A 19,278-nucleotide genomic window follows, 5' to 3' on the forward strand; every position below is an offset into this window, starting at 1 on the left:
GATTTTGAGCGATTATATCCATTTCTTGAAGTCATCGAAACTGATGAAGAGTGGATGGATGGTTCGGAAAACTTGATAAACGGGAAACGAACAACAAATTCACGCTGGTGACAGACACGCTTTTCACCTGCGTGGTGTAGTTGATTAAAGGAAGAGAGGGTTCGTTTAATGGGATTTTTCACACGAAGTAAGAAAGTTAAGCCGAGCGATTCAGAAGAAAGCACAGTTGCGGTCGCGAGTAAAGATGAAGAAGAAATATCGGAAGAAAATGAAAAGGGCTCAAAACTTCTAAGTCGTGGGGTAAAGAACAACCGAAAAGAGAAGGGGAAAGCGAAACTATTCGGTGGGAAGCAAAAAGATATGACACTCGTCGAACGAATGCAACTTGTTGAATCGGTTGCAGCTGCTTCGCTTGATGTTCTTCATGAATTGGTAGGGCTTGATGATTCGGCGGTCCGTGAAGTAGATAATGGTTTATTAATCGTTGTTATCACGAACGATATGCTTGTTGCTTCGGGTGTTGACCCAACTGGTGAAGAGTTTGGCTCGTTCGCAGAAGCGCTTATATCGGAATCGATTGACTCTATGACCTTAGCGGATGACTTAGAAAATGGCATCATAGGTATCATTCCTTCAATGGATACACTTGTTTCTCTTGATGAATTTGAATTCATTCACGATATGCCATTGCAATGGGCGATTGTACCCTTTGATTTGACCGACGATTCCCGTTTAATCCTACTTGATTCAACAGTCCATTTAGATCGATTGATAGAAATTGCTAAATCGCCATCTATTGAGCTTCATGTTGAAGGCAACGTAGTTGTCGATAGCGGAGATAACGAGCAAACATGGGAGAACGAAAGTGACGATCATGAAGATGACGAGCAAGCCGGCAGGAATTACGAAGCTGAAATGGATGTAGAACCCGAACCGTTCGATGGTACATTTTACAGCTCTTCAGAAGATATCGGAGATGGATCATACGACCCCTTTTTAGCTGAAAACAATAATGATTTTAATATTGAAGAAGAGAGTTTTACAGAATCAGGATACCTAGAAGTTGATAATTTCGATGTAGAAAAATCAGATGAATTCCCTACGGATGAAGATGAACTGGAGGGTTATTCGGAAGAAGATGAGATATATGGGACTAGTGATGAACTAGAGTTGGACGTGGACGGTGGGTATTCCCCCAACCTAAGTGTTCATCAATCTGATATGACGGTTGAGGAATCGAAAGCGGTAGTCACGAAAGCCCTGGAACATTCATTTAACAATCAGGAACTGAATCTGACAATCGATCTTACTAAATTTGATGATTACTTCGGTGCATTGTCAGTTGTTAAATTCGATGAAAAAACTACTGATGACAGCGAGCTTCAACGTGTTGTTTCGAATTTCCGTAAAGATGCGAACGTTGAGATAGAGAAGTATCACGAAATAGAAATTTCCATGCTGCGCAATACATACATTACAAACCTTCGTGATATTCACACTAAATTAGTAACTTCACTCGATCATAATGATCAAGGCACCATATACGGAAATCGATTCTATGAGATCGACACGACGTTTGATGTTGCGATGTCGGATATGGACAGGTTGGTTTCTAATGAAGTTAAAAATATTCATTCGGCATATAACGAAGAACGAGAAACATATGGAGAAAATGCGAAGCGTGAAGCAATGACTGTCTACGATACTCGTTACCGTGACGAACGAAATCGTAAGATTGAGAGCGTCAAAGACGCGCTAAAAAGTGAGATCAAGTCGAATCGAGACGTGGCTCGTGGAGAGCTGTACAATGATCGCCGCACTGTTGCAGCCAGCTTATATGATAAGGCGATAACAGCACTGCTACAAAGTTTGCATGAGCAGTATCAAACGATCATGGCAAAAGAACTGCATATGTACGACGCATTCCGTAAAAGCATTGAAATGTACTTGCGTGAACATTTTGCTGATGAAGTGTTACGAGCAAAAGCGGAAGCAGAAAGACTCAAGCAAAATGAAGAAGCAGATCACGTACGTCGTGAATATGAGCAGATGCTGACAACCAAAGCGCAGCTGCTTAAAGAAGCGGATGAAAAAGCTCGAATTGCGATTCTTCAGCTTGAAGACAAGCAAAAAGAACAGATCAATGATTTAAAAGCTGATTATGAGCGTAACATCGATCGTGAGAAGCAGGAGAACGAAAGTTTACGAGATCTTCTGAGACTTGCGAATGATAACAATGTTAAAATTGGCGATCAAAAAGATCTTGAAATCAAACATCAGATAAAGGTGTACGAGAACCAGATTGAAGCGCAACAACAAGAACTGGCCTACGCGCGTGATCGCGCAGGAAAAGGACAAAAGCAATTGACGTTGGTATACACAGCGATTGGAGCTGCAGCTCTTGCGATTGGAGTCCTCTTTGGTTTCGTGTTTGGCGCTAATTCTGCACATCAGCCAGTGCCTAATGCTCCAGTGGCACAGACACAGCCGGTTAGTACAATTAATAATTAATCGAGCTGACGTTTCATCGATAGGCACGGAGCCTATAAACGGCAGCGTAGTCTAGCGCTTACGTTTAGATATGAACCGCTCCTACTTGGGGCGGTTTTATTTTGTTATCCAAGGGGTCTAGTGGATGTTTTAACAAATAAAGGGGTGGTTCTGTGGCGAAGAAAAAAGCATCGAAAAACTGGAAACAGATAAAGAACCAAAAATATAAAGAGCGGGTAAAAAACCGAGAAGTCCATGAGACGCAAAATATGGTGCGCGGTGAACGGGGCGAAGTTGATAAGCCGATAAAAGAGCGAGTTGCTGCCGTATTTATTGCGGTACTATTTGCTGGATTGGGTTATGTGATTGGTGCTTTCGTTATTATTGGTAGGGCCTTCTTTGATTTTGTCACGACATCGAGTGGGGCTTCTTTTCTAGAATTTGATCTAAGTACACTTAATGGTGTTTTTACGAGTTGGCAGTTGTTTTTATGGACAGGTTTTGTTTTATTAATGTCCTGGCTGATTGTGAACGACCGCATGATGGCATTATGGCGGTCAAGAAATAGCATGATTGATTCAACAGATATTAATACATACGAAAATGATCAGCATATCGCTCTTCCGGAAGAAATGCGTAGAATGTATGACTGGTTTCCGGATGCAGGAGCTGAATCAAGCGTCCAGGTATCGAGTATGCTCAGTCACGTTATGCTAAGCAACAAGGGACTCAAAAGTATTGAGATGATACAGCGTTACAAGGATGATGTTGTTGAGGACGGGGTAATAGTTGCGCATAAAGGTGAAATTATGTACAACGCCAGTGGTCAGCCAATAACTAAAAAAATGCCCATCATTGACGAGGAATTTGGACGTGATCTTTTTACTGCTAGCGGAATACCTTTATCGGAAAAAGATATTCGTACTCCAGTTGATGTTCGTAAAATTGAATACAACGAAATCAATGAAGCGGGAGATCGAAGTGACCGAGATAAGCAGCCATATGATATGGTAGCGGATTTAATCAATAACGATTGGACGTTCCTAGATCATGAAGTACAGAGGCCAGCTGGAGCATATCTGGTCGATACTGCGCCGGTCAATACAATGGTTCTCGCCATTACGCGAGCGGGTAAAGGTCAGACGGTAATTGAACCGACAATTGATATGTGGACCCGCGAAAAGCGTAAAAATAACATTGTTATAAATGACCCTAAGGGCGAACTACTTGTTAAATTTTTCATCCCTGCTACGATCCGAGGTTATGAAATTGTACAGTTCAATCTAATCAATCCGCTGAATACTGATATATATAATCCACTTGGTTTTGCGGCGGAAAGTGCACGTGAAGGTAACTTCACGAAAGCAGCATCATACATCGAAAACATCGGCGATATTTTCTTTCCAAAGGAAGGTGCGGACGATCCAATGTGGCCGAATGCGGCGAACAACGCTTTTAAGCGTTCGGCTTTCGGATTGATCGATTTCTACCTGGAAGAAGAAAAACGAATTCGAAAGGAGGCAGAACTTGACGGGCGACCTGAAAAAGTATTGATGCAGGCACTTGATGACATGTGGGGGAAAGTAACCTTATATAATGCATATCAGCTCTTCGTTGTATTATCAGCAAAGAAATCAACAGTTTTGGAAACGATCCGTATTGAAGAAGACGATCCGTCAAAGGAAAAGGACTTCTTAACACTGTTTTTTGATGCAACTGCTAAACTGCCGCAAAATGAAATGAGGAAGCTTGTACAGAATACGGATAATGCGCTGCGTGCCATGGCGGGCTCGGATAAAACAATAGCATCAGTTTATGGAATCGCACTAACAGCGATGTCATTTTTCACCGACCCTACGATATCGACGTTGACTAGCGGAAAACCGTCCCAGAATTTTGATGCGCAAGGGCTCTCTTTTCCACGTCGTATTGGCGTTCGGTTCGCTTCAGAGTATTTAGAAAAGTATCGTTTAATTGGTCTACAGTCGGTTTGGTCGGCGTATGAAGATCCCAAATTCGAAAAGCAACTGGACAAGAAATTATTTGGTCACACTCAAATTATTGACCGTGAAGGTTGGGCTCGTTATTTCTTTGAAGGTAAATTTGCTGATCGTAAGAGTTACATCAAGCTTGAAATTCGCAATCCAAAAACGCAGAACCTCGTTCGTACGTTTTATTTTGAAGTGGAACTTACCTATAAGACTGATCTTTCAGGTCGCCGGTATGTTAAAGATCCGGTACTGAACGAAAAAATCATTAAAGATGGTGTACTTCGTGAAATGCGCTTCAATCGAAAAAAAGGCGAGTACGAATACAAAGACACACTGGTCAAGCGTCGATACCATGATTTACTAAACCCAGAGCTTGGAGAGCAGGTCGTCGAAATTCCTGCATTCAGTCAGAAGACAGTGAAATATACGGAGCGTCCGAAAGCGATCTTCTTTATTACACCGCCGCACCTTATGAGCTATGCTAAATTGATTCTGATTTTAATCAAGCAGATGGTAGATGTAAATTTCGAAGGATCATATATGACGAAAGATAATCAAAAGCCACTCTATAAGACCCGCTACATGCTCGATGAGGTCGGAAACTTACAATCCGAGGGTAATGGTATCCCTGCGCTTCAAACAATGCTCTCGATCGGTCTGGGCCAAGATCAGCAGTTCACTCTGATTTTACAGACGTTGCAGCAACTCCGGGATGTATACGGGGAATCCGTCGATAAAATAATTCAAGGTAATACGGAAAACATTGTTTTCCTAAAATCGACCGATGATTCCATGATTGATACGCTCGTGAAAATGAGCGGCACAACGCACGAAGCGCGGGTCGATCAAAAAACAGTCACGCGTGATAACGAGCGGATTCTGAATCAAAATGAAGGTAAAATTAGTTACACCATGCAGACAAAAGAGCGTCCGGTACTTCAATTTAATGATTTTATGTTTATTGAAGCACGTAATTCAATCATCATTAAGGCGGGCACGAGCCCGATCTGGAATCGTAATGAATCAGCCTATCCGATGTCTTTCCGGCTCTTTCAAAACCAGATCAGTCTACCAGGTAAGAAATTCAGTCTGCAGACGATCCCGACGAATTCATCGGCGAAAGATTTTGACGTCAGAAAAAATCAGCCAGACTTTTTTAATATGTTGGAACAACGTCTGAAACAAGCGAGAATGGCTGATATGATGAAACAGGCATATTTGGATGCGTATGAACTCAGCGAAACTGATTTGATTCGTCAAGATCAAAACGTTGTAGCGGATGACATCATGCATGCGATTAACAGTAAGCTCTTCAATATTTCTCATCGACCTGCAGCTAGCGCTGAGGATATGGAAAACATACCTGAGATGGATGAGTTCGGTACCATTTTAGATACTGCAGTCGATAACGTAGAGGTAGCACAAGAAGCGGCTAAAGCTCAGAATACGCAAAGCACACATCAGCAAAAACGTTATGCCGGCGGACAAATCAGTCGTGAGGATTTGATTTCAATCGGCGGCCAGGTTAACCGGCAGCTCGATAAGGTATTGGCGACGGCTTACTCGGAATCGAGATTGTATTTTGAAGATGCACCGGGTTTCCGTACGAGAGAGAATGGAGAACTGGAGAGTGACAGCGGTATGGTGTATGTCCGAAGCTCGCTTGGATCGAATAAAGCTGACATCGATGCTCTACATGAAGCAGAGCGCAACGAGGAGTCCCGCGTATTCGGTGAAGAAAATACCGGAAATGAAAGTTTCTACGAAATAACGGATGAGTTTATTAGGTATCTATCAGGTCTTGAATCATGGAGGGATCTAGCACAGGGTCGCTTCGATAAAGAGGCAAATCGTGCATATCAACGGAACATGCAATAAGTCAAGAAATAAATAGACATTGAGTTTTTTTAAAATAGTTGTTTTGTTACTAGAGACTACCGAATGTTTAACAAATGCAAGGGGATGAGGAGCGAAAGCTCCTTTTTTATATGGTATAATATTATTAAGTAATTGTTATAAAAACACTGAACGCAGAGCGATACGAGTGCAATATTAGAAGTGAAAGGGGTTTGCGAAAATGATAGGAAAGTATGGAGAAAATACAAACGATAGACGTTATCGCGATCTTGCGGAATACATAACGATGCGAATGCTTTCACAGATAATACCCGATTTAAAAAAGAAGGGTATAACCGTCACAGCGAGGATGATGCAAGAGTTCCGAGACACCTGGGAACAGAATGGCCAGACGTTTGATTTTACCACAATGCGAGTAAGACAGAGCGATGTTGTTAGGTTGCTGCGCGACACAGGTGCAACCACTTTCGGTGAGATCGGTGGAAATGACACACTCGAAGAAGGAGTGACTAGTTTTTGGAAGAAATGCGTGGAGGAATATGATAATGCTGCTGCAAAGGGAAACTTTCTACATGTTGTAACCGACCCGGAAATTCGTCATCACGTACTCCGTAATGGTCAGACTCCTATGAGTAAAGCTTTCTTTGTTCATCGTTCGAAATCACTTCGAGAGATGAATCCAGGAGATTCAGTTACTTTGTATGATCGCGTTGATACAACATATCAATATACTAGCCGCCTATCGGCTGAAGTGGAACCTGTGCGTGAAGGATTTAATCGGGCAGCAGTGACGCAGTCTGGTCAGCGAACGGCAGAGGGATCTGAACGAACACCTTCTGAAGCAGTAGCGGAAAAGGAACCATCAGTTGGTGATCCTGAAAGGTATGCTGAGTTTGAGAGCGGAGAGCAGCTCCTCGGCTGGGATGGTGGGGTTGTTGAATTACGGCACCATAGAGGTCTTCGCCATGTGTTGGGGGCGTATCTAACAAAGGCTGATGCTGAGGTAGTGGCAAAGAATATCGACATCGATATGCTGTTTGATGCTGAATTGGCTCATAACGGCGCAGAGCTGTTGAGACACATGCGCTCCAACGGTTATGATTTTAGCGTCCGGGATAACGGGAATAGAAATCAAATTGAGGTTCGGATGACGGTCGGTGATAGGACGAATGTTCGTGTGTTTGATCCAGAAGCTAACGGGAGTTATATCGGCCGTATCTATGATGCATCGAACGCGTATTATTTCAATGTTAAAGGTGCGAAAAACGTTAAAGAAGCTACCAAGTTTACGTCTGCTGATTCGATTGCGTTGCTCGATTATGTAACGGGAAATAAAACGGGTCGTGTGTTGAAATCCTTTGGTACAGAATCTAGTAGTGTTCAGATTGCTGGGGTGGATTCAAAAAAATCTCTACAAGTAAAACCGATCGCAGGACGGTACCGTTCGCTCGTATTCACTAGCGAAGCTGAAGCGCAATTGTATATCGAAACTGCGATTGCGGATGCTCATCGTTCAATCAACAATCAATTTAAAGCTGATGAGATTCAAGCATTAATTGACAAAGCTTTAGATGATGATGACATTTTGATTACGGGACCAGAATTCCAAGGTGAGCTTGAAACGCTGTTATCAGCGGACGATATGATTAGGGAAGCACAGGAGCGAGCAACTAAGTTTGCATACCATTCAGAGGATGGCGGTCGTGAGTATCTGGAACGAATTCAAAACGAACTTGTTGGTAGTTACGATGAGGGTTTCAATCCGGAAGTTGTGATGAATCACATGATGCAAACCGGTCGAGGCAATGAAAGAGATGCAATGATTTCCGCACTGAAAATTACGAAGTACGATATATCGAAAATCAAGGGTAATGATTTTGCTGTTGGCGCCACCCGTGATCGATTGATTACATTCAACAATGAAACGGCTAAAACTATTGATGAGATTGACGATCCAATGCTGAAACAAGCACTACAGACCGTTCAAGATACGTTAAAAGCAGGAGGCGTGATTGGTGACCAAGGATATGGTTCTAAAACGTCAGTAAAAATTGACGATAACGGCATTATCCAGTGGGAAGGTCATCGGAAAACTGGTTCCAATAAGGAGGCCCAGAGATGGCAAAAAATTAGTGGTGAAATCGGCCAAGTATTGGTTCCTAATGAACACGGTATTATCGAAACCAAATTCTTAGGGGGCAATAACTACGGTATTGTGCCTGGCTATACAGGATACTTCTCCTTCGAAGGTGACTACGATAACCGAATGAATCGGTTCCGCGTCAAAGGTTTTGAACGTCATTTAACGGAGCAAATTCGTGCGAAGGTCACTCATCAACTAACACGCCCTTTTGACCGAACGATTGGTAATATACCAACAACACTTGATGCAAGCAGCATTAACGGCCTCTATCACGGTGATGTATACGGAAAGCGTGTTGAACTGGATTTCATGGAAGTAAACCAGCTCAATATGGAAACAAAAGAAGCGATTTTGAAAACTCTTTCGAATCGAGTTCGTTTTGATAACCAGTTTTCAGAGCATGCAACAACGAGTGCGGAGACGCAAGCTAAACGCGATCAAGGTGCAGGGGACGATCTTGCATCGTTTAGTTATTGGAAAGCAGCTGGCGAAACAAATATGCGGGTGCTGAGCAAAGATCTTGAGAATTATGCCGACATGACAATGACGGGTACTGGCAAAACGCAAGGTTTGATCTGGTATCTGACCGACGGTGCCAAAGTAAACGAAGATGGAAGTTTGATTCCGTCTAAAGGTATTGCAGCGGATAGCGGCAAGTTGATTCCTGATGATACGGCATTGCAAAAGCTTCCGTATTTCGATAATAAGGTACATAACGCGTGGGATCGTAACCAAATGTCCTCGAATCAGCTTATGACAGCGCTAAAAGTCGATGAAGGTGTCGGTACAGCGCTGATGAGTTTTGGTGGTTGGACGTTTGATGACAGTTACGCGGTTTCGAAAGAATTCGCGGAGCGTAATAAGATATTTGGTAATACCCCAAATGAATTAAGTATGGAAGTGTTGAAAGAAACTGTAGCTCATATGGCAAATGGTGGCGATAAGCAAGAGATTTTGAATGGTACAGGTATGATGTGGTCAAATGAAGTACTTACTGAAGGCGTTCGTGCTTGGAGTTCGGATTTGGAAGAAGGTGTTTCGTTCGATGCATATTTGGAGCAACATGGAAAGTTCCGTCCGTTGCAACGGGGGGATAAGCTCTCAGATTTTGGTGGTAACAAAGGTACGATTGGTATCGTCATCGACCGACATATGCCAGATGATGAAGCGAAGGCTCAGAAGCTAGATAAGGAAGTTCGTTTCATGCGAGCAAATCCAGATCTTGATGTTGTGAGCGCTCCATATTCAATGCTCTCGCGTCATAACGCGGGTGTCGTGAAGGAATTGATGAACGGAGAAGTTAAAGACCTGGTAGATCCGGATACAGGTGAAGTATTTAAAGCGGCGATGGGACGACTTAACATCATAGTCACAGATATGAAGGTAGACGATAAAACGCATGCTTACAGCCGTGAAGACGTATTAAGCGGGAAGGGTCGTAAAGCGAGTGGACAACTTGCATGGGCACTGCAATCTAAAAATGCAACAGGTATTCTAAATGAGATTTATGGACGTAATGACGCTGCATGGAGCACGTACCGGGAGTATCTTATTGCAACGGGTCTGGATATGAAGCCGGATGGCACGCTTGCTTTTAAGTATCATCCTCATGGAGATGAGCAGCGGAATCATTTTAAATATGATCCTAATGTGGACGCATCTAGCTTCCTCGAACAAATTAAGTCTAATGGCGGCTTCTTGGATTTGCCGTTTAAGATATCATTCAAGACAGGCCAACTAACATCTGAAATTCCGGTGCTGTCGGCAAGCTTACGGCAGAATGTTGAATTGATTGACGGATCTATGCGGCGGTCTGATTATACAAACTATTATGCCAATATTTATGAGGCGGTAGGAGAATATGAAGCATCTGTAGATGATGAAGGTCGTCGGAAAGCTGAAATGAAGGCAAAAGAGCAGTTTGATAAGATTCAATCGACGATCATTGATCGGCAGTTTAACGGGGGACATAACGGTAAGCATAGTTTCCTTCGGGACAAGATTATGGGCAAACGCCAACAAAACTCTGCTACGGCCGTCGCCATGGTTGATCCTCGCCTTAAAATTGGCGAAGGTGCTATGAATCAAGAGATGATGGATTCTCTGGGTGCAAAAGAAGGAGATACCGTCATGATGTGGCGTGACCCGGTTTGGCGTGACGGTGCGATCCGTGCGATTACAGTCGTTAAAGATGACAGTGTTCACGGTCTAGCAATTAATCCGATTGCTGACAAGTCTCATGATATGGATTTCGATGGAGATTCAGTGGGTCTTATCAAATTTGATACGCCTGCCGCAAATAGTGATCTTATCGAGAAGTTCTCCCATTGGGCGAATATGATTGATAAGGGAAATGGGAAAGACCAATTGTATTACCAGACAGGTATGGATTTGGCATCAGCTGAAGCGAGGGCGGTTAAACTCGGAGATAACTCGCCTAAGGAGCTGTACGACCGTGCGAAGAAAAACGCGGGATCGAAAAGTCCGAAAGTGCTTCAACAATCGCTTCGAGATCTTACGGCTTACAGCCACAAATGCTTCCGTGAACATGGATTTGGTGGAGATTTCGTATCACTAACTGATGATAAGTCCGTTCACCGTTCGTTTAAGCAAATGGTTGATAACGGAGCAAAAGGAAGTACGAAAAAGCTTGATGATTACATGCGGTACCATATGGGGGTTAAAACGGGACATGACGCTCGTGAGATCCAATATGCGACTGGCGTAAAATCCGATGATACAGGTCTTGCTGGTGCATTTAGTCAAAAGCTTGTTGCGATTATGCGTAATGAAAACATTACAGCTGCACTTGAATCGATGTATCCGTTGACCCAAGGAACGCTTCAAATTAAACATGATGCGGAGCATGCGAGAACGGTCAATGAAATTCTAACCGAGGACATGAATAAAACGTTCCGAGGTAAGGATATGAATAATCCTAAGCGTTCTCTTACACCAAACACATTTAAATCGCAGCTCACTAATATCATGGAAAATAAGATGAAGGTTGACGTCAATGAGAAGTTCATTAAAGCCGTTACGGATACGCTGACCTATCAGGGGCAGATTATCTCCCTTAAAGATGCAATGAGTCTTAAAGGTTCCCCAATGGATCGTGTGGCGTATGGCGGCGGATATGACGAGCTGAAGAGCATTGCTAATGTTGGTGAGTCACTTCTGGATGGGGAACAGAATAAGTTATTTTCCCCGTTCTCCATGCGAAATGCGAATGAGAAGACGAAGCTTGCGAAGAAGGATACGCAGCGTGTGATTAAACCATCTCTTACCCCTCCTGTGGCTCAGTTGGGTTCGGATGTTGAAGAAGTTGAAGAAATAGGAATGACTCTCTAGTAATTCTAATTCAATAAAGCGAGCTGGTGTAAAGTCCATCCGCTCGCTTTTTTGTTTACATATTTTGTGTAAAGATGATTAAAAACACTGACTATATAGTGTTTTGTTAAATATTTGTATGTGATATAATCAGTTTATGAACTGAATTTAAAGAAAGGGACTTGTTAGTATTTAGTAGGAAGAAGAAAAGAGTTGGTATATAGCGGTGAGAGAGATACTCATATAGCCACCGGACAAAGTACATATGAAGTCCCCCGTTTCCTTAAAGGGAAGGAAAACGAGTTGATTTTATACCAGGTGAGCGGGAGGTAACAAAAGTACACCTCTTATGTAGAGAATACTCAACAAAGAACCGTTTGATCTTTGGATCTATCTAGCGCAAAAGGGAGGATTACATATTAAATGAAAATAATAAAGAAAAGATCTATTTCTGCATTACTTACTATAAGTCTTGGAGTATCTATAATAGTACCACTCCATACAATTGAAGCAGCCGCCAGTCCTCCTAGTTTTACAGGAGTATTTCAAAAAGATGATCACGTAAAATTGGAATGGGCAGTTGAAATGCACCCATCGGATGTTCTTGCTGAAACTTCTTTTGAGACTGGTCAAGAGATTCCTAATTTATCTTGGGGATGGGATATTGCACAGCCTGGGAATCAGTCTATTGTTCAAGGATCAAATGGAACAAAAGTCCTTCAGCTAACGGATACATTTATAAGTAAAAAAGGAAATTGGTATAACTATCCTGAAACACAAGCAACAGCAAGTATAAATCATTACGAGGGTAAATCAGTTCCTTCGGGTTCTACCCTTAGTTTAAGTTATAAAGCTAGAACAACCGGATCTACATCAAGTATGATATATCCTTTTGTATCAACAGGGTGGTTTAAAAAAGGTTATGAAAGAACTGACGATAACGGACGAATAATTCGTTTTGGTCAAAATGTAGATTTTAATAATCCTCCAACCGAGTTTGCTGCGTATGTAGATGATGGAAATCTATCTATGAACAATGGAACTACGCTTGTAGTAGTTAGCTCTCACGGTACGAATTATGACTATGGGGTGATCTACTATAACTGGGATAAAAAACGGGGTAAATTTGTTCGTGATTCTGTATCTGGTGTCTGGAATAATCCAACTCCATTGGGCCAACAAATGACAATGAGGAAAGATGTTTTTAGTTCTGGAGAACCTTTACTGGTCTACAGAGAGCAGGCTGCTACTTTCCCTACAAGATGGACTACATCAGATGGTAATTGGACTACGTACAACGCTAATGTTTATATATCTGATAATCCAGACTATGATTTTTCTGAACGCGGTGTTAAGCCTTACTTTACATGGTCAACGGATGGGAAAATCGAGTTAGATGATTACAAGTTAGGATATGCTACAGAGGTAGAGGTTTATCGAGATAGTCAAACCATTTATAGAGGATATCTTTCGGACTATGAAGATATGGCAGCAACAGATAAAGCAAAACCAAATGAGCCGAGCAATACAAGAGTGACTATCGGGCCAGATCGAAAGCCGAAAATCACATGGAATGCTGTTTTAGATACAGGAACTACATATAATTATCAGATTAAAGGTTATCCAAAAAATACAAGTCAAACATCATTGTCGGTAAAAAATCCGGTGACAGTAACTTCAGGTATAAAGGGATATAGTGTTGTGATTGATCAAAACCCAAATACAACACCACCAGCAACTATTACTACTACAGGGACAAGTTATACTGCTTCAGATGCAGCTACAGGGAACTTTTATGTACATATTGCAGCTGTTGATAAAAAGAATAACGTTTCCAATGTAGTACACATTCCTTATAACGACACTATCAATCCAAATTTGGATATATCTTCTAACAACGATGATTGGACATCGAATTCAGTTGTTCTGACGGTAGTAGCAAGCGATAACGAAACAGGTATAAAGAAGATTCAATTACCGGATGGGACCTCAGTTAATGAAAGTTCAGCCAATTATACAGCAACTCAAAATGGAAACTATAGTTTTGTAGCTGAGGATAATGCAGGAAACAAGAGAGAAAAAAATATTGTTATAGAAAACATTGATCTTACGAATCCAGTAATCAATATTTCACCACAGGATAGACCATGGTCCGATGAGAACATTGATATAGTAATTAATTATAAGGATCTTGAATCGGGTATCGATCCAAATAAACGTCTTTTTAAAGCGACTAATAGTCCTAATCCCCCAACAGATTGGGAAGTAGCTTCCTCTGATAACCAAGTCCTTACTATAAGAGAAGAAGGAGTTTGGTATATTCATGCTAAAGCAACGGATCGGGTGGGCAATGAGATTATAAGTAAGACAGATACATTGCGCTTACAAGGGATGCCTGAGTCTCCTGTTCTTCAGTTAAATGGGATAGAAGAAGATGAAGCTAAACTAGAATGGACCTTACCTAACGGCTCTACTCTTATGGATGGTTATAGCTATCATGTTGAAAATCTAACCACCGGACAGAGCTGGCAAGTTCAGCATCCTACCAATCATTTTACGGATTCCTCTCTAAATGAGGGGAGTAGCTATCAGTATCGTGTGGTGGCTAAAAATCATGTTGGCCAAGGAGAAAGTAATATTGTTGATGCTGTGACATTACCAGGAAAGCCTAGCAGTATTAAAGTAAGTAAAGATGGAAGAGAAGCCAATCGAGCTCTCGTTACAATAGAGCCGGTGCACTCTGCAACGGGTTACCGCATAGTTGCCACCGATGCGGTAACTGATCAAGAAGTCTTTAATCAAACCGTTACAGATACCGTGTATCAACCGATTACTAATTTACTGGCTGGGACGGTATATAATATTGCAGTCTCTGCGATCAATGCAACTGGAGAAGGTAAAGCAGAACAGGTTGGATTTCTTACCTTGCCCGATGCACCATCTAGTTTTAGTGGTCTTGAAATAACGGACAATTCAGTAACGCTCGGATGGAACAATGTCTTATCAGCAACATATTTTGAGCTAGAAAGAGATCTAAACCTTATTTATGGAGGAGAAGATACTTCCTACCATGATGAGGGACTGGAATCAGGCACTTCATATAGTTATCGAATTTCAGCGGAAAATGAATCTGGTTCTGGAGAATACTCAACTTTAGATGACGTAAAAACACTACCAGCAGCAGTTTTAGGGCTTAAAAGAAATCATGTATCCACCTCCGAAATTACAATAGAATGGGAATCGGTGCGGGGTGCAGATGGTTATACATTAAGCTTTGATGGGGGAGAGATGATTCATCTTCCGGAGAATGTAACGCAGTTTGTTGCTTCAGGACTACAACCAGGTAGCTCTCATAAGTTTATTGTGGCAGCTCAAAATCAAAGTGGAGTAGGAATATCTTCTTCTTTAGTATTATCTACAATTCCCGATGTACCAAATAATATTGAAGTTAGTAATATCGGGGAACAAGAAGTAACATTGTTTATTCCAGAGGTTCAAGGGGCGACCAAATATTTAGTTTCTGTAAATGGCCAACAATATGAAACATCTTCCGGGGAATTATTAATTACAGGACTTGCTGGAGGACAAACCTATTCATACCAAGTTGCAGCAGGGAATATGGCAGGATATAGCGAGGAAACGACAGGGGAGTTCTTAACGTTGCCTTTCATGCCGAACAATGTAGAAGGAGATTCTACGGTAAATTCAATTAACTTACGGTGGGATGCTGTACCTTCAGCTACAGAGTATTTAGTTTACGATACACAAGACAACCTTATAGATAAAACGAATAACCATGCCTTGAGTGTTAATAACCTTGAAGCAGGATCGGAATATCAATTTAATATTAGAGCAATCAATGAAAGTGGAGAAAGTAAAAACGCTTCATTCACATGGTGGACTGTTCCTGATATGCCTGAGCAAGTAACAATCGATGAGATCACAGAAAATGGAGCAAACATTAAATATTCCGAAGTTGAGGGAGCCATCTATTACGAAATATCACTAAATGGCCAGAAATATATCCGTAATTCTACAAATCTACAAGCCATTGATTTAACACCCGGTAAAACATATGAGTATACTATAAAATCCGGAAATAGAGCCGGTGAAGGAAGATCTTATAGAGGAAGCTTCATGACTCTTCCAGATAAGATAGAGAAATTAAAGGCAGTATCTACAAAAGATTCTATTTCTCTTCAGTGGGAGAAAGTAGAGTCAGCTACAAGTTATAAAGTATACAATGAGCAGAAGGAACTTATTGATGAGATAATGGAGGCAAATTATCAAATCAAACAGTTGGAAGCAGGAACTGAGTTTTCTTTTACAGTAGAAGCATTGAATCCATCAGGTTCAGGGAAGGGTATTTCTATATCTTATGTAACAATTCCTGCACTCCCAACAGATGTTACTGTATCTGATATAAGTGAAAAGGAAGCTACTATTCGTATTCCCACGGTACATGGTGCAGTTTATTATGAAATTGAAACTAATGAACAAATTGAGATCGTCAATGATAACCAGCTACACTTAACTGATCTAACTCCAGGTACAACTTATTCATATAGTGTTGCTGCAGGGAATAGAGGAGGAACTGGTGAGAAATTCTCGGGAGAATTTATTACTTTACCAGATCAAGTAGAGAATGTTGTTGCTAAACCATTAGCAGATCAAATTACTTTAAAATGGAATTCAGTTAAATCAGCCGTGTCTTATGAAATATATGACCAAGATGAGCAATTGATTGCCACTACGAGTAGTACTGAATTTCTTATTAATGATTTAAAGTCAGGAAGCGAGTATATATTTTATGTTAATGCAGTAAACGATTCTGGTAGAGGGATACGAGGAGAAGTCAGTTCTCAGACATTACCAGGAGTGATTTCTGAAATAATCGTTACTGATATCGATGAGACCCAAGCACTAGTTAGTTTTTCTTCAGTAACAGGGGCAACATACTATACTCTTAATGTAAATGAGCAATCGTATGAATTACAGGGTGATACACATGAATTGCTGCTCACTGAGTTAAGCGAAGGAACAGAATACAAGATTACAGCAGTTGCAGGGAATCTGTCCGGAAAGGGTTTAGTAGAAAAAACTTCTTTTTATACACTTCCAATACATCCTGAAAAAGTAAGGATAGGAACTATATCAGCGGATACCGTTACTATTATTTGGGACAAAGTTATGTCTGCAACATCATACAGGGTAATTACAGATCAAGATAAAGTAGTTTCGGAATCATCAGAAACAAGAGCAACTTTAACCAATCTTGAACCAGGAAAGAACTATACATTCTTTGTACAGGCTAAAAATAAATCCGGATATAGTAAGACGACACCAATTACATTTCGTACTCATCCAGAGAAAGCACAAGTAGAAGTGAACGTAAAAGAAGTAACTGAAACTGGTGCATCTCTTTCTTGGGATAGTGTAAAAGGTGTGGATGGATACAAAATATATCTGGATGGAGAATTAATTGATACGATAACAGAATTAAATTATAAAATAGACGGATACAAGAGCGCGTCTATGATTACAGGCTGGTCTATTATACCTTTTAATGAAGTGGGCACATCAGCTACGATCGTTGTTCCAGATATCTATACTTTGCCATCAGACAAATATAAAGTAATGATTCAAGGATCACGCGATCGTGAATTGGAATTTATTTTTGATCATGAACTGCAGAATGAAATATTTGTAGTGCAGTATCGAGGGAATGAGGTGTACAGAGGCACCGATAAAAGTTTTAGACTACCTAATCTAATGTATGGATCAAGGTATTCATTTGATGTATGGACGGAAAATGCTATCGGTGATAAATCAATAAGCAAAGTAGGTGAAGGGCGCACATTTAATATTCCAGTAAACCCTACACCTCCTGTAATACAGAATCCAGAAGTAGATGAAGATAAGAACGAGATTCCAACCGAAATAGTAATTAATAATCCTTTTAAGGATATTAATAAGTCTTTTGCAAAAGAAGAGATACTTAAACTGTACGAGTTGGGGATTATAAAAGGGACTGGTTCAAAATTCGAACCTGGTAGACCTATAACAAGGATTGAATTTGTATCTTTGCTGGTTAGATCGTTAGATCTGAAAAGCAGTGAAAATGTAAACCTTACGTTCAAAGATATAAATACTTCTGGATGGTATGCTGAAGATTTAAAGGCTGCTGTCGAGAACAATGTGGCTAGCGGCTTCAATTCTTCAGAATTTAGGCCGCACGAGGTCATTACAAGAGAACAAGCTTCAAAGATGCTAGCAGGAGCCATCTATGGTTATATGATACCGGATGGAGATATAGTATTCTCTGATGTGTCCGATATATCAGGTTGGGCTAAAGATGAAGTAGCAGGATTAGGTGTAACTCAATTAATTCAGGGTTACCCTGATGGAACATTTAGACCAAAAGGGAAATTAACAAGAGCAGAGAGCGCAGCGTTAATCTACAGGATGTATGAATTGATAAACGGGTCGAAATAAAGATTTAAGAAGAAAAGCGGCTTAGTGGACTTATCCATTAACCCGCTTTTTCTTATGCAAAAATAAAGAAAATATTTTAAAAAATGGTGAGTGTACAGTGTTTTTATTAACATTTGATTGTGGTATATTGTATGAAGTGTAGAAACTTTAATTTCGGAAGAAAGAGGTTAATGACATGACTAATTGAGAGAATTGATTCAGGATAGCTCGTATGAGTACCATATAGTGGGACATAGGTTACAGCCTTTTCCAGTTGTTATGCTGAATGTGAATCGGTTATACCAGATCTAAATCAGAAGTACATATAGCAAATATAGGGTATTATATCTTTCCATCGAGAGGGATTGAAAGAAAAACTTGAAAGATTGCTGTCAGTCAATTGGTATGAAAAATGTGTCTAAACTATGAATAAAAGCATTTTATTCATGAAAGTCGTTGGACCCAGCAGTAAATGAAAGAGATGAGTCTTTAGACCCTTCAAGTAACGTAAATCGGGTTAGTGGAACTATTAATCAAACCGATTTTTGTTAGAAATATCCACAAATTGTAATGGAAACATTGACTACTCAGTGTTTTGATAAACATTTATTTATGGTATACTGAAAGAAATAACGGAGCCACAAATATGATTTTTAGAAGTTCATCAGCTTGGTTTGTAAGTGGTGGCTTAATCAGGTTTGGACCCACATACGAGATAGTCCTAAAATTCTTGCGATTTATATCGTAAGAATTTGGAGTGAAAGATTGGTTACTAAGGATGAGGGCACAAGACAGCTTTTAAACTGACGAAAACCGGTCTGATTCTTAGATCGGTTTTTATTATTGTGATAATTACACTATATGAAAAATTCACATAGTAAACCCATAAATCCAAACCCCGTATCAAAGGATACGATGCTCCTTCAAACTTCCCATTAAAAATGCTCTAAAATGTTGTATATGTAGGTATTTGTTCATGCTATACTGGGTTAA

At 40.7% G+C, this 19,278-nt stretch carries 4 protein-coding genes; all 4 read left to right on the forward strand.

Annotated elements, in window-relative coordinates; translation table 11 throughout:
• Positions 1 to 168: 168 nt before the first annotated feature.
• Positions 169 to 2,511 (forward strand): hypothetical protein, encoded by a 2,343-nt coding sequence (locus H9647_RS19895; protein WP_191803293.1) that lies wholly within the window; start codon positions 169 to 171, stop codon positions 2,509 to 2,511.
• Positions 2,512 to 2,663: 152 nt separating this feature from the next.
• Complete coding sequence (locus H9647_RS19900) at positions 2,664 to 6,359, forward strand: type IV secretory system conjugative DNA transfer family protein (protein WP_191803295.1); 3,696 nt, start codon at positions 2,664 to 2,666, stop codon at positions 6,357 to 6,359.
• Positions 6,360 to 6,558: 199 nt separating this feature from the next.
• On the forward strand, positions 6,559 to 11,832 hold the full coding sequence (locus tag H9647_RS19905; protein WP_191803297.1) for a hypothetical protein: 5,274 nt from the start codon (positions 6,559 to 6,561) through the stop codon (positions 11,830 to 11,832).
• Positions 11,833 to 12,234: 402 nt separating this feature from the next.
• Positions 12,235 to 18,306, forward strand: coding sequence for a fibronectin type III domain-containing protein (locus H9647_RS19910; RefSeq protein ID WP_191803299.1), 6,072 nt, complete (start codon positions 12,235 to 12,237; stop codon positions 18,304 to 18,306).
• The last annotated feature ends 972 nt before the right edge of the window (positions 18,307 to 19,278 follow it).

It is taken from the genome of Paenibacillus gallinarum (genome assembly GCF_014836635.1).
In the GTDB taxonomy this organism is placed as follows: domain Bacteria; phylum Bacillota; class Bacilli; order Paenibacillales; family Paenibacillaceae; genus Paenibacillus; species Paenibacillus gallinarum.

Coding starts and splice junctions, on each gene's coding strand:
- H9647_RS19905 (WP_191803297.1), top strand. CDS start 6,559: ATGATAGGAAAGTATGGAGAAAATACAAACGATAGACGTTATCGCGAT.
- H9647_RS19895 (WP_191803293.1), top strand. CDS start 169: ATGGGATTTTTCACACGAAGTAAGAAAGTTAAGCCGAGCGATTCAGAA.
- H9647_RS19910 (WP_191803299.1), top strand. CDS start 12,235: ATGAAAATAATAAAGAAAAGATCTATTTCTGCATTACTTACTATAAGT.